Source organism: Sulfurovum sp. AR (assembly GCF_000296775.1).
Lineage (GTDB): Bacteria > Campylobacterota > Campylobacteria > Campylobacterales > Sulfurovaceae > Sulfurovum > Sulfurovum xiamenensis.
In genome coordinates, this window is the sequence record NZ_AJLE01000006.1 from 140,157 (window position 1) to 163,638 (window position 23,482).

Genomic DNA, 23,482 nt, shown 5'->3' on the forward strand with positions numbered 1-23,482 from the left:
AGACCTACTTACTCAGCTTCTTGTTCTACTTTGACCATTTTGACAAAATCACTGATCGCATAACGCAGTGCTTCCGTATTTAAGTGTGCTACAGATGAGATAGGAAGTACAAAAAATGGTTTCTCTTCTGGCAGTTGTAGACCAAAATCAGTCTTAAATCCATAACTTAGATAGTTTGTATCTGCTTTATATTTCTGTAGTGTATTATTTGCTTCCAAACCTATGTCCGCTAAGAATGTTTCTGTCAAAACATTCACTTCCTCTTGTGAAAGTGAATCAATTTTGGTAATAGCGATCGCATGCTTTCGTGTAGCAAGTGTTTCAGAATAACGTTTTAATTCAACCAGAAGCGTCTCATACTGATACTTCATCTCTCGGTAATTTGCCGCATCGATCATAAGAAGCAATGTTTTTGTTCTTTCAATATGCTTCAAAAATTCCAAGCCCAAGCCTCTACCATCACTGGCACCCTCAATAATACCAGGTATATCAGCCATCATGAAAGAATCGAAGTCACCTACATGCACCACACCGAGTTTCGGTGTCAGTGTTGTAAACTCATAATTGGCTACTTGAGGTCGTGCATTGGAAAGTGTAGAGATCAATGTGGATTTTCCTACATTTGGATATCCTACTAAACCTACATCTGCAATGAGTTTCATTTCAAGTCTTACATGTTTGGTGATCCCTGGAAGTCCAGGCTGTGCATAGGTCGGTCTTTGGTTACTTGAACTTTTAAAGTGCATATTTCCTAAACCACCCTTACCCCCTTCAAGGAAAAGAACCACTTCTCCTTCATTGACCAGGTCAAGAAGCTCTTCACCTGTCTCCATATCAACGACTGTTGTGCCAGGAGGAACCGTGATAATGGTGTCGTGTCCCTTGCGACCATAACACTTACGTCCTTCTCCGGGACGACCATTCTCTGCTTTAATATGGTTGCGTCCACGAAGTGCCGAGAGAGTATCTGTATTATTGTCTACTTTGAAAAACACAGAACCTCCGCGTCCTCCGTCACCACCATCGGGACCACCTTTAGAGACAAACTTTTCTGTCCAAAAAGAGATGGCACCCGCACCACCTTTACCAGAACTAACTGTTAGTTCTACACTATCTACAAACATTTATAACCTTTAATCTTGTGAAAAAAACTACCATATATACCTTATGTATATGAGTAGAGTATATGAATTATGAAATTATACCTAAATTAGGGGAAGAATCGCTATAATTTTTATATTTGATCTAAAAGGCGAATATATGTTTCATCGAACATCTATCTCATTCTTCATCATTGGAAGTCTATTATTCTATCTTACAGGTTGTAGCTCAAAAAAAGAACCTGTACATCAAAATGGATATTATCATAGCGGTATCTATTTTGGTAAAGACTTACCTGTAAACTATCAAAAAGGTATTATTGATGGGTGTACCACATCTAAAGGCACGTATTCAAAATCACATATGCTTTTTAATAACGATCAAAATTATAATAATGGTTGGTTCTTAGGACGTAATAGATGCAAACATCTATTGGTGATAGAAGAGTATGAGGAAAATATGGATAAATAAGCCCGAACCAGTCGGACTTATAAAGGGATTATGCAGGTACTACTGAAACTTTCTTTTGAGTAGCAGATTTGTTATCAAACTTCACTACACCTTCGATAAGTGCAAATATAGTATGGTCTTTACCCATTCCTACACCATTACCTGGGTGAACTTTAGTTCCTCTTTGTCTGATGATAATGTTACCTGGGATAACTGCTTCACCACCAAATTTTTTAACGCCTAAACGACGTCCAGCTGAATCACGGTTATTTTGAGTGGACCCTTGTCCTTTCTTGTGTGCCATCTGATCTCCTTATGCTATTTTAGTAATTCTAACTCTTGTAAAGTCTCTTCTGAAACCTCTTTTAAGTTTTGAATCTTTTCTTCTTCTTTTCTTGTAGATGATAACTTTTTTATCTCTACCTTCATTGATTACTTCACCTTTAACTACAGCACCCTCTACGAAAGGAGCTCCCACAGTTAATTCACCGTTGTCTAGCGCTAGAACTTCTTTAAACTCTACCGCTGCTTTTGGCTCAAGATTCATGTTGTCAAAACAGATGATATCACCCTCTTGAACTTTAAATTGTTGGCCACTTGCTTTAATGATTGCGTACATTGCAAAACCCTTTATATCTATTGTTTTTTAAAAAGTTCGTGATTATACCCAAAGTTGTTTTAATATTTTTTTAAACTAAACGACTTTCCTTAGGTATTCCCTACTTTTGTCTCTAGTAAGTATAATCCGCTCCGGCAATTGCTATACAATCTATCTCAACCAGTGCATTTTTTGGAAGTGTTTTAACCGCTACTGTGCTACGTACTGGTTTATGTGTACCAAAATAATGCGCATAGATCGCATTGACTTTTTCAAAGTCATTCATATCTGCCAAAAAGATCGTTGTCTTGATCACATCATTAAAGTGTGCTCCAGCTGCTTCAAGTACATAAAAAAGATTTTTCATCACTTGATGTGTTTGGTTCTCTACATCATCTGCAGCCATCACACCTTCCGGTGTCAATGCGATCTGTCCTGAGGTATAGATGAATCCATTTGCCACCACTGCTTGTGAGTATGGTCCTATTGCTGCGGGTGCTTCGTTTGTCGAAATAAATTTCATTTACTTGTTCTCCTTAATTTCTTTCATAAAATATATATGATGTTGAGTAATCAGAAAATTCAAAATAGACTTTCTTCTCCCCTTCATCTTTTTTACCGTTAAAGTTTAGATCATCAATTCCATACCCGTAACGATACGGTCTTTGCTTACTGTCACTACTTCCATACGCGGTTGAAAGTTTATCTATTTTGATGAACTTATGTACCAGTTTATCACCGGCATAGATATCAAGTACACCATTGGTTCCTGTCCAGTTTTGCAGTGAACGGCTCAAACTGTTCTGAGTCTCTTGTGTACACCCGGCAAAGAACAAAATCATTCCTGATATAAATAATGTTTTAAGTTTCATAGTGATCCTTTATCATATTTTAACACTATTTGTTTTAGGTTTACGCCTCTGGCATACCAAATTTTTGTGTCATTAACTCGCCCTCATCATTGAAATAGAGATAATAGAGTTTATCTTTTGTCACAGAAAGCCCGGCAAGATAGCGTAATGCCAAATTTGCCTGTAGAGATCCGATGTGCATCACGATAGGAGCTGTAATACCGCCAGGTTTATGATCAGAAATATTGAATACTTGAAAATTTGCCTGATCAAAGAAACAGACCTGTCCGTTAAACTCTTCAACACTTGCATAAATCCAAGGTGTATGGGTTGCTTTGGCATGCTTATCTATCTCACTTCTTACCGGAAGATTATCTGTGGCATCAAGTATGAGGTCATACGTGTTTCCCAATTCTTTGAAGGCATCAAAATCCATATCAAAAGCAAGCGCTTTGACAAATGGGTTTTTAGATTCTATCAATGCAGCTACAGTTTTGGCTTTATTTTTTCCTTCATCCTTCAGTGTAAATGCGATCTGTCTATGGATGTTATGATTTGAGACGATATCAAAATCCACCATGTGTATCTCACCTATACCTGAAGTACCTAGTGCCATCGCTAAAGTAGAACCCAGACCACCAGAACCAATGATGGCTATCTTTTTATTTTGAAGTGATTTTTGTGTAGCCTCACCCCATAACTGTATTTGTCTGTTAAAATATTGCTCTGGTGTCATATCAAATCCTTTTTATACATTTTTATCAAAGTCTTTCTCTTGGCAAGAAAGAATTAACCCATTCTTAACTGCAACTCTTTTTCAAACGCCCATGCTTTTCTGTGTTCCAGCACTTCACTTTTATCTATCACCTCAACCAGCATAGACTCTTTATCTTCCAGCATCATCTCTATTTCCCCCTCTGGAGAAACAAGCATCGTGTCACCATAAAATTTCCATTTGACTTCATCATCACTGTACTCACCTAAGCGATTTGCTCTCAGTATATAACATCCATGTAAAAAGGCTTTGGTTTTGATGATCTCTCTCCAACGGTTATGGGATCCAAATGTTGAAGCGGTAGGAAGCAATACAAGATCTATCTTTTTTTCCGTTGCTCTTTGCCAGAAATGATCAAAATGAAGTTCAAATCCGGCCATGACCATCACTCTGAATCCTTTGATATTGAAGGTCATAGGATCCTTTAGTGTTGTGATAGGATTGGCAAAAAACTTTTTTTCATTCCAATGTGCATAAGGAAGAAGGATTTGCTGTTCATAGTATCTTGTAGTCTTAGGCGTGATCTTCACAATGGTTTTATGATATCCATCTTTTTTCGTGACAATAATAGGAGCAACAAAGACGATATCATATTTTTGCGCAAGATGTTTAAGCAGTTCTGTATGTTTGCGCGTCTGTTCTTTCACCATATTGGGTGACATCGTAGCAAACTCTTTAAAAAAATGATTCAGTACATACTCACCAAGCAGCATGACCTCTGCATTTCTCTGCTTGGCTTGCTTGAGATAAAACTCAAGCCTTGTTGCATTCATACCCAATGTTGGTAATTGGAGTGCAGCTACAACAAGTTGTGCCATTACTGAGTATCTCCTCTGTTTTGATTGGCCTGTTCTATCACTGTGATCTTTGTTTTAGCTTCTTCTATCAGTGTCTGTGCCTCTTTGATATTTTTTAAACCTTCTTCATACAGTTTGACCGACTCTTCAAGTGTGATCTCGGGATTCATCAATTTTTCAAGCAATTCTTTTGAATGTTCTAGTTTTTCTTCAAATGTTTCATTTTTCATATTATCCCTTTCTCCTTGGAGATAAGCAAAGCTCATCTCCAATTCCTCTCACTAAAGCTTCATTTAACAATTCAGGTAATTTCATTGCAATACATCCTTAATATGGTCTTCAAATTTATCTAACTCCACTAAAAAGGCATCATGTCCATAACTACTCTGAACTTCCAAATACGTATGTGACTGTCCATTACGTTCCATCATTTTTGCGATATGTTCCATCTCACAAGGGAAAAAGAGATAATCAGATGAAAAACTGATCAAATGCACATTGGCTTTAATACGTAGAACCGCATCATGTAACGAATCATATCCACGACTTAAATTAAATGTATTGATTGCTTTTACTATATATAGATAGGAAAGCGGATCAAATATACGTGAGAAGTTATTGGTATTGTACTCCATGTATCTCTCGACTTCATAACGTCCGAAGAGTTCAAAAAGTCCATCATTGTTCACATAGTTACGTCCAAACTTATTATCCATAGAGTCCGGTGCTAGGTAAGAGATATGCCCTGCGATACGTCCTATAGCCAATCCATCCAGTCCTTCCTCTTTGAATGCATCTTTCTCATAGTTACCATGATTAAAGCGAGGATCTCTTCTGATCGCTTCAACTGCCACTTTGTTAAATGCGATGGTCCAGGGTCTTGTTGCATATGTCGCGGCAAGAGAGATGATCTCATCTGCAAAGTTAGGGTAGTCCACAGCAAACTGCAGTGCCTGCATACCTCCCATAGAACCACCTATGATCGCACGTACATGATAAATACCTAATTGCGAGAGAAGATGCATCTGTGCACGTACCATATCTTTGATGGTCACTACAGGAAACCGAAGTCTATAAGGGTCTTCACTGGGATAATTGTTACTCATAGGTCCTGTCGAGCCAAAACATGACCCTATCACATTGGTACAGATCACAAAATATTTGTTGGTATCGACCGCTTTACCATCACCGATCAGTCCATCCCACCATCCGGCCTTTCGTTCACCTTCATAGGTTCCGGCTGCATGATGGGAACCACTTAGGGCATGACAGACTAAAATAACATTGGATTTCTCTTCGTTTAACGCTCCATATGTCTCATAGGCGATCTCATACGGTTCTAAGATACGCCCACTCTCGAGGTAGAGAGGAGAGCTAAATTGTGCTGTTTTAGTTGTGATTTCCATAGACTGCTTTTTTATTTATTGGACATTTTTGAGCTAAGCCAAAAACCCTATTGTCACTATGACATACAGAATGATATACTAGCGATAACTTCAACTCCTGGCTCATGCGACGGGGTCACATACAAGCATCATGTCCATTCATTATATTATTTTGTCGTATTTTATCTAATTTGCGCTTTATAACTATCCAAGTGCTTTTGCCAAATCATCGATAAGATCTTGTGTATCTTCTATACCTACGCTCAGTCGTACTAAACCTCCAGGAACACCAGCCTCTTCAAGCTCCTTGGCTGAAAGTTGCTGGTGGGTCGTACTTGCAGGGTGAGTGATGATCGATTTACTGTCACCAATATTTACAACCACCGCAAAGATCTCTGTAGCATCAGCAATACTCTGTGCCAACTCTTTACTCTCGACTTCAAATGAAAGAAGACCACTTGCCATCCCCTCTTTAAAGTACTTTTGAACTAATGGATTTTGATCACTTGACTTTAACCCTGGATAATTCACTTTTTTCACCTTTGGATGTGCCTCTAAAAACTCTGCTATAGCAAGTGCAGAACTGGAATGCTGTTTCATTCGTAGTGGCAGAGTCTCAAGACCTTGAATATGCAACCATGAGTTAAATGGACTTGGTGCACCACCAAGATCACGTAGAAGTGCCAAACGTACTCTCAGTGTAAAAATAGGAAGAGGTACATCAGAGTACACAAGTCCATGATAACTCGCATCTGGAGTGTTAAAGTGATCATAACGTGCATTACCCTTGATCTTCTCTACCAGATTCTCGCGTTCAACGATAATACCACCGAGTGCCAACCCTTGTCCTGTCGTATATTTACTTGTACTATGTACGCTCAGATCCACACCATGTTCTATGGGTTTACATAACACTGGTGTTGCAACAGTATTATCCACACAAGTCAAGATACCGTGTTTTTCTGCGATAGCCACGATAGCATCAAAATCAGCCACATCAATACTCGGATTTGTAATACTCTCAAAAAGTATGATCTTTGTTCTCTCATCAACCAAAGCTTCTATCTCTGAGGGATTTCTCACATCAAAGTAACGTGTCTCGATACCAAAACGTTTGATCGTATGTCCGGTAAGTGTCGTTGTTCCGCCATACACTTGTTTTGCGACGATGATATTATCACCCGCTTCAGCCACGTTTGCGATAGCGTAAAAAATAGCCGACATTCCAGATGCAGTCCCGATCGCAGCCACTCCACCTTCCAGTGCCGCAAAACGTTTTTCAAACACATCCGTAGTAGGGTTCATAAGACGTGTATAAATATTTCCAAGCTCTTTCAGTGCGAAGAGATTCGCTGCATGTTCCGTATCTCTAAACTCATACGCTGTACTTTGGTAGATAGGTACTGCCATAGTCCCTTGTGCATCTTTCTCATATCCTGCATGGACGGCCAGTGTTTGTTCGTGCATTACAATTCCTTATTTCATAATATAGGTAAATTATAGCTTGTGCTTGCTTGAAGAGAGGATTAATTGGAAGAAAAGATATCGTATTTATAGACGAAAGGAATCCCCGTATCACATACGGGGATTATGATGAGAATCTTTAAGAAGAATAGTTTGGAGATTCTTTGGTGATCGTCACATCATGCACATGACTCTCTCTAAGTCCGGCAGAAGTAATTTCAACGAATTCCGCTTTTTCCCAGAATACTTTGATCGACTCCGAACCGCAGTACCCCATAGATGAACGAAGTCCACCTACCATTTGATGCACAACATCCGCAATGCGCCCTCTGTAAGGCACACGTCCTTCAATCCCCTCCGGTACAAGTTTATCTGCTGCGGTACCTTCCTGGAAGTAACGGTCTGTACTTCCTTTGGTCATCGCACCGATACTTCCCATACCTCTATACTCTTTAAACTGTCTTCCGTTAAAGAGGATCATATCACCCGGTGCTTCATAGGTTCCTGCAAGAGCAGAACCCAACATCACTGAGCTGGCACCTACAGCTAAGGCTTTTGCTACATCACCAGAGTATCTGATACCACCATCAGCGACCACAGGTACACCTGCTTTATTTGCTACTTGTGCCACTTCATCAATTGCTGATATTTGAGGTACACCCACACCTGCAACGACACGAGTCGTACAGATTGACCCAGGTCCGATACCCACTTTAACTGCATCAGCACCTGCATCAATAAGATCCTGTGCAGCTGCCCCAGTTGCAATATTCCCTGCGATCACATCGACATCAAGTGTTTTTTTAATGAGTTTCAATGTATCGATGATACCTTGTGAGTGCCCATGTGCAGAATCAAGTACGATCACATCTACCCCTGCTTCTACCAGTGCAGTCGCACGATCAATCTGACCTACACCGATCGCTGCACCTACCCTTAAACGTCCATGCTGATCTTTATTTGCATTAGGGAATCTCTCTTTTTTCTCGATATCTTTAATGGTCACAAGCCCCTGAAGTACGCCATTGTCATCGATGATTGGCAGTTTTTCTATCTTATGCTCTTGCAATACCTTTGCTGCTTCCTCAAGAGTGATACCTACTTTTGCCGTTATCAAAGGAGCTTTTGTCATCACATCAGCAATTTTCAAACTCATATCAGTGATAAAACGCATATCACGGTTTGTGATGATCCCTATAAGTTTCAACTCATCATCCACTACAGGTACACCAGAGATCTTATATTCGCCCATCAATGCATCCGCATCTGCCACTGTCTTATCTGGACCTATGAATATTGGATCGATGATAATACCGCTCTCAGACTTCTTTACTTTCATAATTTGCTTAGCCTGTGTTGCTATATCCATATTTTTATGAATGATTCCGATACCACCCAGGTGTGCCATAGCGATCGCTGCTTTGTACTCAGTGACAGTATCCATCGCTGCAGAAACGATAGGTGTATTCAATGTTACACGTTTGGTCAAGTTACTTTTTAAACAAACTTCTTTAGGAAGCACAACTGAATGTTGTGGTACTAGTAATACATCTTCAAATGTTAATGCTCTTTTTTTAATTCTCATTTTTTTATTTCCTTCGTTTATTTAATATAGTTTACAGCTTTTTCCATGCTTGCGGCACCGTCAAAAAGTGTTTTTTCGTTAAATGCTTTGGCAATGAGTTGTAACCCTATAGGCATTCCCTCATCATTTTTAGCAACTGGCAGTGAAATGGCAGGCAGTCCTGCAAGATTGATAGCGATGGTATACATATCACTTTTATACATTTCAAGCGGGTCTTCAGACGATCCTATCTTCGGTGCAACCGATGGGGCAACCGGTGAAAGTATCAGATCAGCCTCTTCAAAAATAGCGTTGAACTCATCTCTGATAAGGTGTCTTACCTTTTGTGCTTTGACATAATAAGCATCATAATATCCTGATGAAAGGACAAAATTACCAAGCAGGATACGTCTTTTTACCTCTTCTCCAAAGCCTTCGGATCGTGTATGATAGAAAAGTTCTTCGGTGGTGTTTGATTCAGCCCTTGTTCCATAACGTACCCCGTCAAAACGTGCAAGGTTGGTTGCCGCTTCTGCCGTAGCCAGAATATAATAGGTCGCGATGTCATACTTGGTGTTTTGCATATTTTTATGTACGATCGTATGACCTGCTTCTTCAAGTGCCTTGACTGTCTGAGCATAGGCTTTTTGTGTATCTTCATCTGCTTCAGAGATATAGTTATCGATCACTGCAATCGTGAGTTTAACATCAGAGTCTATGTTATTGGCGATATCTTCTATCTCAAAATCTGCTGAAGTTGAATCTTTTGGATCATGCCCTTTGATCGCATCATACAATATTGCTGCATCTTCAACATTCTGGGTGATAGGGCCTATCTGATCAAGAGAAGAAGCATAGGCTGCAAGACCAAAACGGCTGACTCTTCCATAAGTAGGCTTCATCCCCACTACACCACAGTAGGCTGCCGGTTGTCTGATAGATCCACCAGTATCTGATCCGAGTGCAGCAATAGCAATGCCTCCGGCAACAGCTGCAGCTGACCCGCCTGAAGACCCTCCAGGTACACGGTCTTTTCCATGCGGGTTCTTCGTAGGGCCATAAAAAGAGCTCTCTGTGGTTGAACCCATAGCGAACTCATCCATATTGGCTCTACCGAATGCCATCATCCCTTTTGATTTCAGGTTAGTGATAGCTGTCGCCTCATAAGGAGCGATATATCCTTGAAGAATTTTAGAACCAGAAGTCACACTCCACCCTTTGACTTGAATGTTATCTTTGATAAGGATCGGTACCCCCTCACCTGAACTTTCAAATCCTACATAAGCATTGAGTCCACTCTCTTTGGCTTTAACTTCAAGTTGTACTCTTATCTCTTCTAATTCTTCATTAGATTTTGTTAGCGCTTCTTTAAGTGTTATCACGAATTGCTTCCTTTTCTCTTATAATATTCTACTACTGCCAAACCTATCCCCACCAATCCAAAGATAAAAACGATCGAACCAACGATCACTTCCATTTGTATCGGTTGAGTCATATCGAACATTAGGCAACAACCTTGGTACATCTCTCACAGGCACACTCATCGCTGCTGCTTGTAAATCTCCAACATCTCGGACATTTTGAAGCAGTTGCCTTATGTACTGTGAACGTTTTGCCCTCAACTTCAAACGAAGCGACCTCTTCACCCTCACTGCTTGATTTCATCGCCGATACAACAAACCAGTCTTCAAGGTCTTTACTATCATTGATGGCAAATGCACTTATATCTCCTGAGATCTCCACTTCAAGCGTAGATTTCATCAATTTCTCTTTTTTGAGTTTGTCTACCGCTTCAGAGAATTTTTCACGTGCCGTGATAAGTATGGTATCATCAAAACTTGCCTCAACTGTTGGCACTGCAACATAGACTAGATCAAATACATTCTCCATCCCATCTTTGAAAAGTGCCGGTGCATACTCCAGGATCTCATCTGCTGTATAGGTCAATACCGGAGCCACGAGTCCCAACATCGCTTTGGCAATGTGTGCCATAGCAGACTGTGTAGCTCTTCTAACAGGATCATTTTTATCTTCACAATAGAGTCTGTCTTTGGTGATATCCATATAGATACCTGAAAGTTCATTGGTAATGAAGTGGTTCAATGTTGCAAATCCTCTAAGAAAATCATAGGCATCAAATGAACTTTTGACCGATGCAAATACCTCTGCTGCCTTAGTGAGTATCCATCTGTCCAATTCACCATAGTCATCAGTACTCACATAGGTTTCAAGATCATCCACATTTGCAAGTAGAAACCTGAACGTATTTCTTATCTTTCTATACTGTTCAGCTGTCTGTTTCAAAATATTGTCAGAGATCTTCAAGTCTGACTGATAATCAGAAAGTGCTACCCAGAGTCTGAGAATTTCTGAACCATACTCTTTGACGACTTTGTCCGGAGCAACGACGTTACCTTTGGACTTACTCATCTTTTCACCCTTCTCATCCACAGTAAACCCGTGAGTGATGAGTGTTTTATATGGGGATTTACCTTCGATCGCAGCACTTAGAAGCAGTGAACTTTGGAACCAACCTCTATGCTGGTCACTTCCTTCGATATAGAGTGATGTTGGATATTCTCCTGCATCATAGTTACCGCTCTTGATCACTGAATTCCATGTTGAACCGCTATCAAACCAAACATCAAGAATATCATTGATCTTCTCTAGGTCATCAGGGTTATATTTACTTCCTTTAGGCAATAGCTCAGCAATACTCATCTCATACCATGCATCTGCACCTTTTTCATCAAAGAATGATGCGATATGTTCAAGTACATCTTCATCCAAGATCACTTCTTTAGTACTTTTACTTCTAAAGAATGCGATCGGTACACCCCAGCTTCTTTGACGGGAGATACACCAGTCAGGACGTCCTTCGATCATTGGCTTGAGTCTGTTCTTAGCTGAAGCAGGGAAGAAAGCTACATCTTCGATCGCATCAAGTGCTGTTTGACGAAGAGATGTATCTTCACCTTTTGCCGTATCGTCTACAGAGATGAACCATTGGTTCGTTGCTCTATAGATCAAAGGTTTTTTGGTTCTCCAACAGTGTGGATAAGAGTGAACAAACTTACTTTGTTTTAGTAAGTTCTCACCAAGCAGTTCCAAGATCGGCTCATTCGCTTTAAAGATATGCATTCCCACAAACTCTTGAGGGTTTGGAAGAAGATGAAGACCTACCACAGATTCATCATAACACCCTCTTTCATCTACAGGCATCACAACATCAAGGCCATACTTAAGTCCTACTCTATAGTCATCTTCACCATGTCCCGGAGCCGTATGGACACACCCTGTACCACCATCCATTGTTACATGATCACCCAGTACGACTTTTGAACTACGTCCATTGAGTGGATTGATCGCTAAGACTCCTTCCATCTCTTTAGCCGTTAGCTTTCTACTTGCATGTCCGCTTACCACACCCTCTTCGATCATAGTATCATATCTAGCTTCTGCCACGATGTGCCCATCATCAGTCAATACATACATCTCTTCAGGATTGATCGCGATACCTGTATTTGAAGGAAGCGTCCAAGGGGTTGTTGTCCAGATTACAAGACCTGCTTTACCCTCAATTCCCATCTTCTCTTTAGCAGCATCACTAAGTTCAAAGTGTACGTAGATAGAGTAGTCTTCTTTATTTTCATACTCTACCTCTGCATCTGCCAAAGCTGTTTGAGCTGCCCATGACCAGAAGATAGGTTTGTGGCGTTCAACCAACAACCCTCTCTTGGCTACTTCACAAAGTGTTCTATAGATATTTGCTTCGAACTTAAAGTCCATCGTTACATAAGGGTTATTCCAGTCTGCTATAACACCCAGAGCTTTAAACCCGTCTCTTTGTATATCTACAAACTTCGCTGCATGCGCACGGCAAAGCTCTCTGAATTTTTCTGTAGGCATCGCTTCTTTCTTGCTCTTACCCAGTTTCTCTTCAACTTTCTGCTCGATAGGCAGACCGTGACAATCCCAGCCCGGAGTCATACGTACCGCTTTACCCTGGAAATAGTTATATTTTAAAATGATGTCTTTAAGTATTTTGTTCAGTGCATGTCCAATGTGAATGTCACCGTTGGCATAGGGAGGTCCATCATGAAGTGTAAACATTTCAGCGCCCGCGCGTTTTGTTTTCATCTGTTCATAAATCTCGGCATCAAACCATGCATTGTACTTTTTAGGTTCATTGTTTGGAAGATTCCCACGCATTGGAAAATCGGTTTTTGGGAGGAGGAGTGTGTCTTTAAAATCCATGTTTGATAATACCTTAGTCTTATATTATCCCGTGATTGTACCTAAAAGAGTATTAGAAGCTACTTTTGATACAATTATCTTATGAAAAATATAAAAGAACTTACAGAAAAAATTATTCAAAAATTGACCAAAGAGGGACAAACCATCTCTTTTGCTGAGAGTTGTACTGGTGGTCGGATCGCTGCAGCATTCACTGCAATCTCGGGAGCTTCTGAGGTTCTCCATGGCTCATGTGTCACCTACTCGAACGATATCAAGCATCAATGGCTCGGTGTCACTCAAGAAGTACTCGAAAACCATGGTGCCGTAAGTGAACCTTGTGTCTCACAAATGCTAGATGGTATACAAAAAATGGCAGGTTCTGACTATGCTATAGCTGTTTCCGGTATAGCAGGCCCTACAGGCGGTACAGAGTTCAAACCTGTAGGAACCGTATATATCGGGGTACAAACACCTTTTTCCAAAGAGGTGTTTCATTGTAACTTTGATGGCACAAGAGAAGAAGTTCAAGAACAATCTACCCTGTTTGCTATCGAGAAATTGGCTGAAGTATTGGAAATTTAAAAACATTTCCCATAATTCTCTTGACAATCAAAGGTTTCTGAGCTATAATTCCGTCCACTTATTCAAAAAATGAGTGCAAAAAAACGTGTGACCTTTTAGCTCAGTTGGTAGAGCAACTCCCTTTTAAGGAGTGGGCCCATGGTTCGAATCCATGAAGGGTCACCACCATTATTTTTTATAGGTGCGGCGGTAGTTCAGTTGGTTAGAATACCTGCCTGTCACGCAGGGGGTCGCGAGTTCGAGTCTCGTCCGCCGCGCCATAATATCTTATGACCTTTTAGCTCAGTTGGTAGAGCAACTCCCTTTTAAGGAGTGGGCCCATGGTTCGAATCCATGAAGGGTCACCACAATATACGATGTTTGGTCGCTTAGCTCAGTTGGTAGAGCGCTACCCTTACAAGGTAGATGTCACAAGTTCGAGTCTTGTAGCGACCACCATTTTTGACAATTTATGTTTATGGTTCTTGATGACCCTTTCATCTAGTGGCCAAGGATATTACGTTTTCAACGTAAAAACAGAGGTTCAAATCCTTTAGGGGTCGCCAATCTGTCCAAATAAACATTAAATACTGGTCGCTTAGCTCAGTTGGTAGAGCGCTACCCTTACAAGGTAGATGTCACAAGTTCGAGTCTTGTAGCGACCACCATGTACATTTAAGTAAGTTTATGTACAATTCTTTTCAGCCATCTATTTGGTTTAGGTGCGGCGGTAGTTCAGTTGGTTAGAATACCTGCCTGTCACGCAGGGGGTCGCGAGTTCGAGTCTCGTCCGCCGCGCCATTTTCTCAAAAAATCACTTAAATTTTTATCTCTTTATTCAAAAACTAAAAAAATATTCATTTACAATATTTACGTGTTTAAAAGTTCAAAAACAAATGGAAATTTGTGATGTACGACAGTTCTTTGCATTTTCTTTTTTTGGATTCGTTTTATTCTTTTGTTGCATCAACAAAGAAAAAAAGGAATAAAAAGAAACTTGAATAGTAAAGAAAGTATGTTTTAGAAGTGAAGCATTCGTTACTATGGAGATCATAGCAACGAAAAAAAGAAGATTAATCCCTAAGTCTGATACGCACAGACTCTTCATGCGCCGTTAACCCTTCTGTATTTGCGATCATAGCACACGCATCACCGATCTCCTGCATCCCTTCTTTACTCATGGAGATAATAGAAGATTTCTTCAAGAAGTGCTCTACACTTAAAGGAGAATAGAATTTCGCTGTTCCACCTGTAGGTAGTGTGTGGTTTGGTCCTGCCACATAGTCACCTATAGGTTCTGGTGTATTTTCACCCAGGAAGATAGCACCTGCATGTTTAATCTTATCCAGTAAACTCATTGGATCATTCGTGATCACTTCCAAGTGCTCAGGTGCGATCTCATTCATCAGTTCGATCGCTTCATCCATATCTTGGGTCACAATGATTGCACCTCTCTCCTCGATAGACTTTCTGGCTATCTCTTCACGTGAAAGGGTCTCAAGGAACTCTTCTACTTTATCACTGACCCTATTCGCAAGTTCTCCATCAGTAGTAATGAGGATAGAACTTGCCATTTCATCATGTTCTGCCTGTGAAAGAAGATCAATAGCAATATAGTCTTCTCTTGCACTCTCATCTGCAAGTATCCCTATCTCAGATGGTCCTGCGATCATATCTATGTTCACTTCACCGTAAACCAGTTTTTTTGCTGTAGCCACGAAAATATTTCCAGGACCGGTAATGACATCCACTTTGGGAATGGTCTCAGTTCCATACGCCATTGCACCGATCGCAGAAGCACCACCTACTTTAAAGACTTTAGTCACTTTACAAAGGTGACAAGCTGCCAGTAACAGTTCATTGATCTCATCATCCGGTGTAGGCGTACATACCACTATCTCATTCACACCTGCAACTTGTGCGGGGATCACATTCATCAATAGTGAACTTGGATAAGCCGCTTTTCCACCAGGAATGTAAAGTCCTGCTCTATCTACAGCAGTGACCTTTTGCCCCAGAATTGTTCCATTGGCCTCTTTGTCCATCCATGTTTTTGGCATCAGTTTCTGATGATAGCTTTCTATACGGTCATACGCAAGGTGCAATGCATCACGAAGGTCAGGATCAATCGCATCATAGGCTTTTGCCATCTCTTCTGTAGAAACCAAAAGTGCCTCATCATTTGCCGGTTCCCATCTGTCAAACTTCGCTATCTGACTTTTTACTGCACTATTTCCTTGGGTCTGTATCTCTTTCAGTAACCCGGCTACGATGCTTGTCACACCCTCAATGTCCATTTTACCACGCTGAAGTAATTCATCAAAATTTGCATCAAATGTATCGTCACTACTGTAAAATATTTTCACAATATATCCTTATCTATATCTTTATATTTTCGTTCATATCTCGGGAGCATACTCTCATTGCCTAACACACCACCTTGATGGATGTAGAGTGTAGGGAGAGAAAAGACCTCAGGATGTGCAAGTAAAACTCTCCATCCCAAGGGGTCATAAAGGAGGTCGAACTCCACTCCCGTTTGTTGCTGTAATTTTAGCCAAATTTTATAGTTTTCTTTATAAAGTTTAGCAAAATGGTGCTTTTTCTCCAAAATCAATATCTCAGGATGAAGATTTTCATCCTTTTCCAACGCTAAAAACTGTTCTTTGAGATAATGCTCATCTCCAACACATGCGGTTGTATATACTTTGTGTGAAGGAAGATATTTTTGTAAAAAAAGTGCTGTTGTACCGGTACCGGAAGGCAAAAATATATTTAATGGTGTCACATCATTCTCTTCTTGCCATGATATGATCTCTTCAGCCAATGCCTGTAGTCCAAATTCTGCCTCTTTTTGCCGTCCACCCTCTTCTATAAAAAGAACACTCTCAGGATAGTTGGAAGAAATATTCTCTTTTCTGATGATACTCATGCCATTCTCCAGTGCAGCCTTGTAATTCCCATGAGGGTGCTCTTTCAAATAGTCAGCAATATGGTCTACTGCATACTCAAACTCCCATCCTTTCATCTTTGCCAATACAGAGAGTGAATACATGGCATTGGACTGTGCAGAGCCATAAGAAACAAGTTTAGTTACATTAGGAAAATCATTTTGAAGAAAATAGTAAAATTTTCGTGCTTTATTGCCGGAAAAATCAGCGTCTATCATATCATCCCGTTTCAGATAAAAATGATGATTATCAAAAGTGATTGATTGGATCGGAGAGGGAAAATGTAAGGTTTTCATTTCTAAATTCCCGGGTAGATCCCCGGGATAATGAACATTATGTTAGTTTCTATTTAAACAGTTAAGGTCATCAAATGCTCTCTCAAGTCTTACAACTGTCGACTCTTCAGCAGCACGTAACCATTTTCTTGGATCATAATACTTTTTGTTTGGCTTATCTTCACCTTCCGGGTTACCGATTTGTCCTTGCAAGTAATCATGATATTTAGCAACATAGTTACGTACACCATCCCAGAATGACCACTGAGTATCTGTATCGATGTTCATTTTAACCACACCATAACCTATCGCTTCTCTGATGTCCGAGAGTTCAGAACCTGAACCACCATGGAAGACAAAATTGACAGGTTTTTTAGCGGTATTGTACTTCTCTTCGATATACGTTTGAGAATTGTCAAGGATCTTTGGTGTAAGTGAAACATTCCCCGGTTTATACACCCCATGCACATTTCCAAATGAAGCAGCGATCGTGAACTTATCAGAGATCTTTGAGAGCTCTTCATACGCATACGCTACCTCTTCAGGCTGTGTATAGAGCAATGCATTATCGATATGGGTATTATCAACCCCATCTTCTTCTCCACCTGTGACACCAAGCTCTATCTCAAGTGTCATACCTATCTTTGACATACGCTCCAAATAGGCTTTACATGTAGCGATATTCTCTTCTATAGGCTCTTCTGAAAGATCTAACATATGAGAAGAAAAAAGAGGGATACCATGTACTTTGTAATGTGCTTCACTTGCATCCAACAATGCATCTATCCAAGGCAGAAGTGGTCTTGCTGCATGGTCCGTGTGAAGCACAACAGGTATACCATAGGCTTTGGCTACCGTATGTACATGCTGGGCACCTGAGATACACCCTAATATCGCTGCTTCGTCTGAAGGCAATCCTTTGCCTGCATAGTATGCACCACCGCCATTTGAAAACTGGATGATGACAGGAGAATTAACTTTTTTAGCAGCTTCGAGTACAGCATTCACTGAAGGGGTACTCACCACATTCACCGCAGGTAAGGCAAACCCGTTCTCTTTTGCAATTTTAAATAATGTTTGAAGGTCATCCCCTGTCACTACACCCGCTGGCACTACATCTAGAACTTTTGTAGACATTTACAATTTCCTTTTTATGCAATTATTTTATTTTAATGTTTGCATTTTTCATGAGCTGAGTCACAACTTTTTCTTGTGCAAGTTGCATCTTGATGTTATTTTTCACTGCATCAAATGGCGGTATTGTTTGGGTACTTTTTGCTTCTTCGGCTGCTTTTTTCATCTTATTATATGCATCTTCTGCTTCTTTGTCAGTCACTTCGGTTGTTGCCATTTTTTTCTGCATCCAGAAACCTGCAAGTGCCGCTTCTTTTTCTTTATCGTTTAAAGATTTTTTTGATTCTGCCGCTACCAGTTTAGCCGGTGCCATCATTTCAATCAGTTGTTTTTTCTCAGCGGCTGTAAGTTTTTCCCAAGTCTTCTGACCTTTGGTAAGTGTATTAAGTGCACTGTTTACTTCTTCAACAGTAATGGTTATACCATTCACTGTACCCGCAGCCGTTGCAGCTACTGCATGATGTGTTGTAAATGCCAGCGTAAGACCTAATAGTACAAGAGTTTTTTTCATTCTCTATTTCCTTTTGTATAATGTTGTGTGTATTCTACCTAATATTTACCAATTACTCATTAATAAACGTTCTTACAATACTTCTATCTTTGCATCTTTGATAAGTTTATCGACCAAGGTCTTCTCAATAATTTGGATTTTAAGTTTATCCTTAATGCTTTCAAATGGTGGGATATTTTGGGTAGTATTATTCTCTTCGGCTTGTTGTTTTAACTGATTATACACTGTCAAAGCCTGTTCATCCGTGACATTGATCTTGCGTGCTTCTTTTTGCATCCATGCACGTGTATAGACTGCCTGTTTCTCTTCTTCAGACAGCTCTTTTTGTGCAGCATCCAGTACCATCATAGGAAGCGCCAGTTCCTGAATGAGTCTTGAACGTTGTTCCGGTGGCAAATGGTCAAAGTTGGTTACCTTACCCTGTGTACGCTGATCAAGATAACTGTCTGCTTCTTTTTTGATGATCTTATGCCCATTGACCGTAGCGATCACTGCTTTAGAAGATCGTGTTTTTGGCTGTTTTGGCTTTGCATCCAGGTTTATATTACCCAGATCCACCATACCTGATGTCTCTTTCGTCTTTAACATATCTGTTAAACTGTTTTTTAAATCATCTGCAGAGACTGAAGTCATCATTAAACTAAACGATACTCCTACCCCCATAAAAATTTTTGTCATACTCTTTTCCCTATTTTAATGGCTAAAATTACTTAGTTGCATTTACCTCTTCTGTCATATCAACAATTTTGGCTTTACTTTTAAGTTCTTTTGCAACTTCTTTAATTTTAACAGTAAACTGCTGTTGCTTTAGTAAAGTAATGATATTATTTTTAACTTTCTCATAAGAGGCGGGTTTTGCTTCCGTTTTTGTTTCAAGGTAGATCACGTGATAACCAAACTGTGTTTTAACAGGTTTTGTCGTTATTTGACCTTTATCAAGTGCCCACACTGCTTTTGAAAACTCTGGAACCATCTGACCTTGGTTAAATGTACCAAGATCTCCACCATTAGGTGCAGAAGGTCCTGTAGATTTCGCTTTAGCCAACTCGATAAACTTGGCTTTGAGTGCTTCACCTTTCAGTGACTTTAATGTATCAATAATATCTTGTGCATCTTTTTCATTTTCAAGTAAGATATGTCTTGCATGCATCGAAGCTTTTTCCATAAATTTGTCGGTATTTTTATCATAAAATGCTTTTGCTTCACTCTCACTGACAATGGCATTATCCAACTGTTCTTTCATCCACATGTTTACCATAAGTTCATCTCTTATCTTTTCCATGTTTCTTTTAAATTCAGGTTTTTTATCTATACCCTCTTGTGCTGCAAGTTCTGTAAAAAGGACCTTTTCTACTAGTCTCTCTGTAACCATTTTTTTCTCAGCTGGTGGAAGTTCCATGAAATTTGCCTGAGGTGCAGAGGCAGCTACAAATGCTTGTGCATCCTGCTTAGTGATATTTTTACCATTGACTGTTACAAGTATATCTGACGCCACTACTGATGTTGCCATGACAGCGACAGCAAGAAGTGAAGTTTTTGCTAGTTTTAACATATTGAATTATCCTTAATGACTTAAATTTACCCAAGAAGTATAACCCTCTTGGGTAAATCATTTATTAATGTGTTACTATTCTAATTACTATTTTATTAGAAGAAGGCAAATCAGTATGGCAAAAGTCAAAAAAGCAACCAAAAAAGAGATAGAAGAGATAAAAAGTATCTTTCTTGAACACTATCCTGATTCTGTCACTGAATTAGAGTATCGTAATCTTTATGAACTGCTCATTGCAGTCATGCTCTCTGCGCAGTGTACAGATAAACGTGTCAATATCATCACCCCTGCTCTTTTTGAAGCCTATCCTGACCCAGTCTCTCTTGCCAATGCTGATCTGGATGAAGTCAAATCATACATCAATACCTGTTCATTTTTCAACAACAAAGCCAAAAACCTTATCAAAATGGCACAGAGCGTCGTCGAAAACTATGGGAATGAAGTACCACTCGAACGTGATGAACTGGTCAAACTTGCAGGTGTAGGTCAAAAAACAGCCAATGTCGTCATGATAGAGTACACAGGAGCCAATCTCATGGCTGTAGATACCCATGTGTTCAGGGTTGCACACCGTTTAGGACTCTCTGATGCCAAAACCGCTGTAAAGTGTGAAGAAGAGTTAAGTAAGAAGTTTAAAACTGACCTACACCTGCTCCATCAGGCCATGGTACTCTTTGGACGCTACAGATGTAAAGCGGTCAAACCTGAGTGTGAAGGATGCTTTATGGAGGCCCATTGCAAAACAAAACAAACCTTTAAAGTGTAAGAATTCTCTTAGTCATTATTCAATCCCTTTTCTGTTCTTCACTCACTGATCTTATGATCTGTTTCACTACCTTAAACGTACGCTCTACAGATTCTAGATCCACCATCTCTCTGGTAGAATGAGGGTAACGGATCGTTGGCCCGATGGAGGCAAACTTCATGTCAGGGTATTTCTCTGCGATAACGCCGCATTCAAGTCCTGCATGTATCGCCATCATCTTTGTTTTACCGAACACGGATTGCACTTCTTGGCTTACAAGATTGGTAAAATCACTGATATCCGGTTTCCACGCAGGGTATTTATCTTCAAGTTTTACGTGGAAACCGTAAGTGTTAAAGAACGCCAATGTTTCTTGTGAAATATCTTCCAGCTTCACCGCATCCATGGCACGTGCACTGGTTTCCACAAGAAGTCCCCCTTTCTCATCAGCAGTGATAATCGCCAGGTTGATACTGACGTCAGGAATGCCCAGCTCCTCATTCTGTGCATGTACGCCGTGCTTGAATCGATGTATCATCTCTATAGTTTTTTCACCCTCACTCAACACTTTCGGTCTCTCAGTTAGTTCACGTACCTTGACCAACGCTATGTTCTCCAACTTCGATGCACTACGTACAATGGCCACTGCATTGGCTGGAATAGAATTTCGGCGTTCCCCAGCATAGATACTTGCCAACTGTGTGACCTGATGCTCATGTAAATACTCGCCCAGTACTTTGATTGCCGAAGGAATACCTTTATCGATATCTACACCTGAGTGTCCACCGACCAGTCCTTTGACCGCCACTTCATAACAGTACCCGCTTCCATCCACATAGTTGTCTTGTTTTGAGGCTGTAATATCCACACCGCCTGCACACCCTATATAAACTTCTGCTTCATCTTCACTGTCCAGGTTTAGCATGTATGGGCTCTTCAGATCAAAGGCAACTTCATTTGCTCCTATGAGCCCCACCTCTTCATCTGCAGTCAACAGAAACTCCAACTCTTGGCCTTCATCCATAAGCTGCATCATCATCGCTATGGCCATACCATTATCTGCACCCAGTGAAGCCCCTTTGGCTTTCATCCAGCCATCCTCTATATAGGTTTCTAGAACAGGAGCCTTGCCCATACAGACCATGTCATAATGTGCCTGAAGACAGAGTGTCGGTCTGCCTTTTGAGAGGTAAATGTTTTTAACATCATCAACTTCAACTTCATATCCTCTTTCTTCAGCAAACGCTACTAAAAATTCCAATAACCTATCTGCTATTTTACTGCAGTGCGGGATCTGTGTGAGGGTTTGAAAGTGCTCGATAATGGATGACATATAGACTCTTTTTTCCAAATTATAGTAAAATCATATAAAAAAACAGGGAGTCTGCATGGAACATTTTTTTACCTGTCCCTATTGCTGGGAACGCATCTCCATGATACTGGACAGTTCGGAGGAAGAGAGTGAGTATATTGAAGACTGTGAAGTCTGCTGTCGTCCTATAGAACTTCATTTCAGGTTTTTGGGGGAAGTGTTAGTGAGCTTTGAGGCCAGAAGAATGGAAGGGATCTAACCTTCACCCTCCAGCTTTTCAAAGCGGGGGATGAAGAGACCATTTACCTCAACTTTTTCTACAAACATTTCATACGGACGCACCCACATTCCTTGATCCCCATATAAAGCCTTATAGACCACCATCCACTCCTCAGTCTCTGAGTGTTGTGCTGTCATAAACACCTCATAAAGGTTTCCTTTATAGTGTCTATACACTCCCTTTTCCAATTTCATTCTAAACATCCTTCTCTTCAACTATTTACTTTAGTCTATACCATTTTCCATTAAAGATACTATAATATACTAATCATTATAGATTTTATGTAAAAGGATAGACAATGAAACAGTGGCGTTTAGATTTTAGAGTGTGGCACTGGGTACATGCAACGGTTATTTTAGGCCTGCTTGGAACAGTATTTTTACGTAAAACCTTTTTAAGTTGGAGATCGAACTCTGAGCTGCTTACTCAAAAACTTTCAGAGATCAATATTGAAGTCACAGCTGATCAAGCGAAAACACTTGCCACAGCTATCCGTGCACCTATGTGGGAGTGGCACATCCTCTTAGGGTATGCATTTGCAGTTTTACTCCTGTGGAGACTCTTGCTCTTTTTTACCCAAAGTGGCAAAAGCAACTATCAAAACTTCAAAGAAAAGACCTTCCATAAAAAAATGGTCACTATGAGTTATATCGTTTTCTATGCTGTCCTGCTTTTTATGGCCATTACAGGATTGACCATTCACTTTTATGAAGCACTTTCTCTTACAAAAGATACAGCCCATGATATCAAAGAGATACATGAACTTGTTTATAATGCCGTATTGATCTTTGTGCCATTGCATATCATCGGGGTTATTGTTGCTGAAAGCAGAGATGAACAAGGGATCATTTCAGATATGATCCATGGAGGAAGTAAAGCTTGATCTGGAAAAACATCAGTGTCATATGAACATATGACACTGATTCCCATATAGATT

General features: G+C 40.2%; 27 protein-coding genes and 7 tRNA genes. 12 read left to right on the top strand and 22 right to left on the bottom strand.

The annotated features are described in order from the left end of the window. Positions 1–8 precede the first annotated feature (8 nt). The gene (obgE, locus tag SULAR_RS05755; RefSeq protein ID WP_008243934.1) at positions 9–1,124 is read right to left on the bottom strand and encodes a GTPase ObgE; all 1,116 of its coding nucleotides are present in this window, start codon (positions 1,122–1,124) and stop codon (positions 9–11) included. 136 nt (positions 1,125–1,260) lie between these two features. On the opposite strand from obgE, the gene SULAR_RS05760 reads away from it, so the two are divergent. Then, complete coding sequence (locus SULAR_RS05760; RefSeq protein WP_008243935.1) at positions 1,261–1,572, top strand: hypothetical protein; 312 nt, start codon at positions 1,261–1,263, stop codon at positions 1,570–1,572. A 28-nt stretch (positions 1,573–1,600) separates the two neighbouring features. On the opposite strand, the gene rpmA is transcribed toward SULAR_RS05760, so the two are convergent. The 13 genes from rpmA to ileS all read right to left on the bottom strand — a co-directional run bounded on the left by rpmA (position 1,601) and on the right by ileS (position 13,242). Beyond that, positions 1,601–1,855, bottom strand: a complete 255-nt coding sequence (gene rpmA, locus SULAR_RS05765) for a 50S ribosomal protein L27 (RefSeq protein WP_008243936.1) — start codon at positions 1,853–1,855, stop codon at positions 1,601–1,603. Positions 1,856–1,864: 9 nt separating this feature from the next. Beyond that, positions 1,865–2,170: a 50S ribosomal protein L21 gene (gene rplU, locus SULAR_RS05770; protein ID WP_008243937.1), complete on the bottom strand. Its 306-nt coding sequence runs from the start codon at positions 2,168–2,170 to the stop codon at positions 1,865–1,867. 112 nt (positions 2,171–2,282) lie between these two features. Further along, positions 2,283–2,672, bottom strand: coding sequence for a RidA family protein (locus SULAR_RS05775; RefSeq protein ID WP_008243938.1), 390 nt, complete (start codon positions 2,670–2,672; stop codon positions 2,283–2,285). Between the two features lie 13 nt (positions 2,673–2,685). Continuing rightward, positions 2,686–3,021, bottom strand: coding sequence for a hypothetical protein (locus SULAR_RS05780; protein WP_008243939.1), 336 nt, complete (start codon positions 3,019–3,021; stop codon positions 2,686–2,688). Positions 3,022–3,061: 40 nt separating this feature from the next. After that, positions 3,062–3,736: a ThiF family adenylyltransferase gene (locus SULAR_RS05785; protein WP_008243940.1), complete on the bottom strand. Its 675-nt coding sequence runs from the start codon at positions 3,734–3,736 to the stop codon at positions 3,062–3,064. A 53-nt stretch (positions 3,737–3,789) separates the two neighbouring features. Next, positions 3,790–4,593, bottom strand: coding sequence for a carbon-nitrogen hydrolase family protein (locus SULAR_RS05790; RefSeq protein ID WP_008243942.1), 804 nt, complete (start codon positions 4,591–4,593; stop codon positions 3,790–3,792). Continuing rightward, positions 4,593–4,802, bottom strand: a complete 210-nt coding sequence (gene xseB / locus SULAR_RS05795) for an exodeoxyribonuclease VII small subunit (RefSeq protein ID WP_038000198.1) — start codon at positions 4,800–4,802, stop codon at positions 4,593–4,595. Before xseB ends, SULAR_RS05790 begins: the two co-directional genes overlap by 1 nt. Positions 4,803–4,883: 81 nt before the next feature. Further along, positions 4,884–5,978, bottom strand: coding sequence for a homoserine O-acetyltransferase (locus tag SULAR_RS05800; RefSeq protein ID WP_008243947.1), 1,095 nt, complete (start codon positions 5,976–5,978; stop codon positions 4,884–4,886). A gap of 183 nt (positions 5,979–6,161) precedes the next feature. Beyond that, a complete protein-coding gene (locus tag SULAR_RS05805; RefSeq protein ID WP_008243949.1) occupies positions 6,162–7,424 on the bottom strand; it encodes an O-acetylhomoserine aminocarboxypropyltransferase/cysteine synthase family protein in 1,263 nt (420 codons plus the stop codon). 136 nt (positions 7,425–7,560) lie between these two features. Continuing rightward, positions 7,561–9,006: an IMP dehydrogenase gene (guaB, locus tag SULAR_RS05810; protein ID WP_008243951.1), complete on the bottom strand. Its 1,446-nt coding sequence runs from the start codon at positions 9,004–9,006 to the stop codon at positions 7,561–7,563. A 17-nt stretch (positions 9,007–9,023) separates the two neighbouring features. Further along, positions 9,024–10,367, bottom strand: a complete 1,344-nt coding sequence (gene gatA, locus SULAR_RS05815) for an Asp-tRNA(Asn)/Glu-tRNA(Gln) amidotransferase subunit GatA (RefSeq protein WP_008243954.1) — start codon at positions 10,365–10,367, stop codon at positions 9,024–9,026. After that, positions 10,364–10,489: a hypothetical protein gene (locus tag SULAR_RS11425; RefSeq protein WP_008243956.1), complete on the bottom strand. Its 126-nt coding sequence runs from the start codon at positions 10,487–10,489 to the stop codon at positions 10,364–10,366. Before SULAR_RS11425 ends, gatA begins: the two co-directional genes overlap by 4 nt. Continuing rightward, positions 10,489–13,242 (bottom strand): isoleucine--tRNA ligase, encoded by a 2,754-nt coding sequence (gene ileS / locus SULAR_RS05820; protein ID WP_008243958.1) that lies wholly within the window; start codon positions 13,240–13,242, stop codon positions 10,489–10,491. Before ileS ends, SULAR_RS11425 begins: the two co-directional genes overlap by 1 nt. Before the next feature lie 81 nt (positions 13,243–13,323). Here ileS and SULAR_RS05825 point away from each other — a divergent pair, with 81 nt between their 5' ends. The 8 genes from SULAR_RS05825 (at position 13,324) to SULAR_RS05860 (ending at position 14,586) form a co-directional block, all read left to right on the top strand. Beyond that, on the top strand, positions 13,324–13,806 hold the full coding sequence (locus tag SULAR_RS05825; protein WP_008243960.1) for a CinA family protein: 483 nt from the start codon (positions 13,324–13,326) through the stop codon (positions 13,804–13,806). Between the two features lie 89 nt (positions 13,807–13,895). After that, a tRNA-Lys gene (locus SULAR_RS05830) sits at positions 13,896–13,971 on the top strand. Positions 13,972–13,989: 18 nt separating this feature from the next. After that, positions 13,990–14,066 (top strand) — tRNA-Asp (locus SULAR_RS05835). A gap of 11 nt (positions 14,067–14,077) precedes the next feature. Beyond that, positions 14,078–14,153 (top strand) — tRNA-Lys (locus SULAR_RS05840). Between the two features lie 15 nt (positions 14,154–14,168). After that, positions 14,169–14,244 (top strand) — tRNA-Val (locus tag SULAR_RS05845). Between the two features lie 31 nt (positions 14,245–14,275). Further along, positions 14,276–14,351 (top strand) — tRNA-Glu (locus tag SULAR_RS05850). 26 nt (positions 14,352–14,377) lie between these two features. After that, positions 14,378–14,453: transfer RNA gene (locus SULAR_RS05855), tRNA-Val, on the top strand. A gap of 56 nt (positions 14,454–14,509) precedes the next feature. Continuing rightward, positions 14,510–14,586: transfer RNA gene (locus SULAR_RS05860), tRNA-Asp, on the top strand. A 272-nt stretch (positions 14,587–14,858) separates the two neighbouring features. On the opposite strand, the gene hisD is transcribed toward SULAR_RS05860, so the two are convergent. The 6 genes from hisD to SULAR_RS05890 form a co-directional block, all read right to left on the bottom strand. Further along, entirely contained in the window at positions 14,859–16,151 is a 1,293-nt protein-coding gene (gene hisD, locus SULAR_RS05865) for a histidinol dehydrogenase (RefSeq protein ID WP_008243962.1), read from the bottom strand. Then, a complete protein-coding gene (locus SULAR_RS05870) occupies positions 16,148–17,032 on the bottom strand; it encodes a 1-aminocyclopropane-1-carboxylate deaminase (RefSeq protein WP_008243964.1) in 885 nt (294 codons plus the stop codon). The genes hisD and SULAR_RS05870 overlap by 4 nt, the downstream gene beginning before the upstream one ends. A gap of 42 nt (positions 17,033–17,074) precedes the next feature. Then, the gene (gene fbaA, locus SULAR_RS05875) at positions 17,075–18,148 is read right to left on the bottom strand and encodes a class II fructose-bisphosphate aldolase (protein WP_008243965.1); all 1,074 of its coding nucleotides are present in this window, start codon (positions 18,146–18,148) and stop codon (positions 17,075–17,077) included. Positions 18,149–18,170: 22 nt separating this feature from the next. Next, the gene (locus tag SULAR_RS05880) at positions 18,171–18,656 is read right to left on the bottom strand and encodes a hypothetical protein (protein ID WP_008243966.1); all 486 of its coding nucleotides are present in this window, start codon (positions 18,654–18,656) and stop codon (positions 18,171–18,173) included. A 72-nt stretch (positions 18,657–18,728) separates the two neighbouring features. After that, the gene (locus SULAR_RS05885) at positions 18,729–19,334 is read right to left on the bottom strand and encodes a hypothetical protein (RefSeq protein ID WP_008243967.1); all 606 of its coding nucleotides are present in this window, start codon (positions 19,332–19,334) and stop codon (positions 18,729–18,731) included. A 28-nt stretch (positions 19,335–19,362) separates the two neighbouring features. Beyond that, positions 19,363–20,208 carry a peptidylprolyl isomerase gene (locus SULAR_RS05890; RefSeq protein ID WP_008243968.1) on the bottom strand — a complete coding sequence of 282 codons (846 nt, stop codon included), beginning with the start codon at positions 20,206–20,208 and terminating at the stop codon, positions 19,363–19,365. A gap of 115 nt (positions 20,209–20,323) precedes the next feature. Here SULAR_RS05890 and nth point away from each other — a divergent pair, with 115 nt between their 5' ends. After that, positions 20,324–20,974 (top strand): endonuclease III, encoded by a 651-nt coding sequence (nth, locus tag SULAR_RS05895; RefSeq protein ID WP_008243969.1) that lies wholly within the window; start codon positions 20,324–20,326, stop codon positions 20,972–20,974. A 19-nt stretch (positions 20,975–20,993) separates the two neighbouring features. Here the strand turns inward: nth and SULAR_RS05900 are convergent, their stop codons facing one another. Beyond that, positions 20,994–22,286, bottom strand: coding sequence for a M20/M25/M40 family metallo-hydrolase (locus SULAR_RS05900; protein WP_008243970.1), 1,293 nt, complete (start codon positions 22,284–22,286; stop codon positions 20,994–20,996). 55 nt (positions 22,287–22,341) lie between these two features. Between SULAR_RS05900 and SULAR_RS05905 the strand changes: the two genes are divergently transcribed. Then, the gene (locus SULAR_RS05905; RefSeq protein ID WP_008243971.1) at positions 22,342–22,524 is read left to right on the top strand and encodes a CPXCG motif-containing cysteine-rich protein; all 183 of its coding nucleotides are present in this window, start codon (positions 22,342–22,344) and stop codon (positions 22,522–22,524) included. On the opposite strand, the gene SULAR_RS05910 is transcribed toward SULAR_RS05905, so the two are convergent. Next, positions 22,521–22,739 carry a DUF1653 domain-containing protein gene (locus SULAR_RS05910; protein WP_008243972.1) on the bottom strand — a complete coding sequence of 73 codons (219 nt, stop codon included), beginning with the start codon at positions 22,737–22,739 and terminating at the stop codon, positions 22,521–22,523. The genes SULAR_RS05905 and SULAR_RS05910 overlap by 4 nt on opposite strands. Before the next feature lie 104 nt (positions 22,740–22,843). Here SULAR_RS05910 and SULAR_RS05915 point away from each other — a divergent pair, with 104 nt between their 5' ends. Next, positions 22,844–23,428: a cytochrome b/b6 domain-containing protein gene (locus SULAR_RS05915; RefSeq protein WP_008243973.1), complete on the top strand. Its 585-nt coding sequence runs from the start codon at positions 22,844–22,846 to the stop codon at positions 23,426–23,428. Positions 23,429–23,482: the final 54 nt, after the last annotated feature.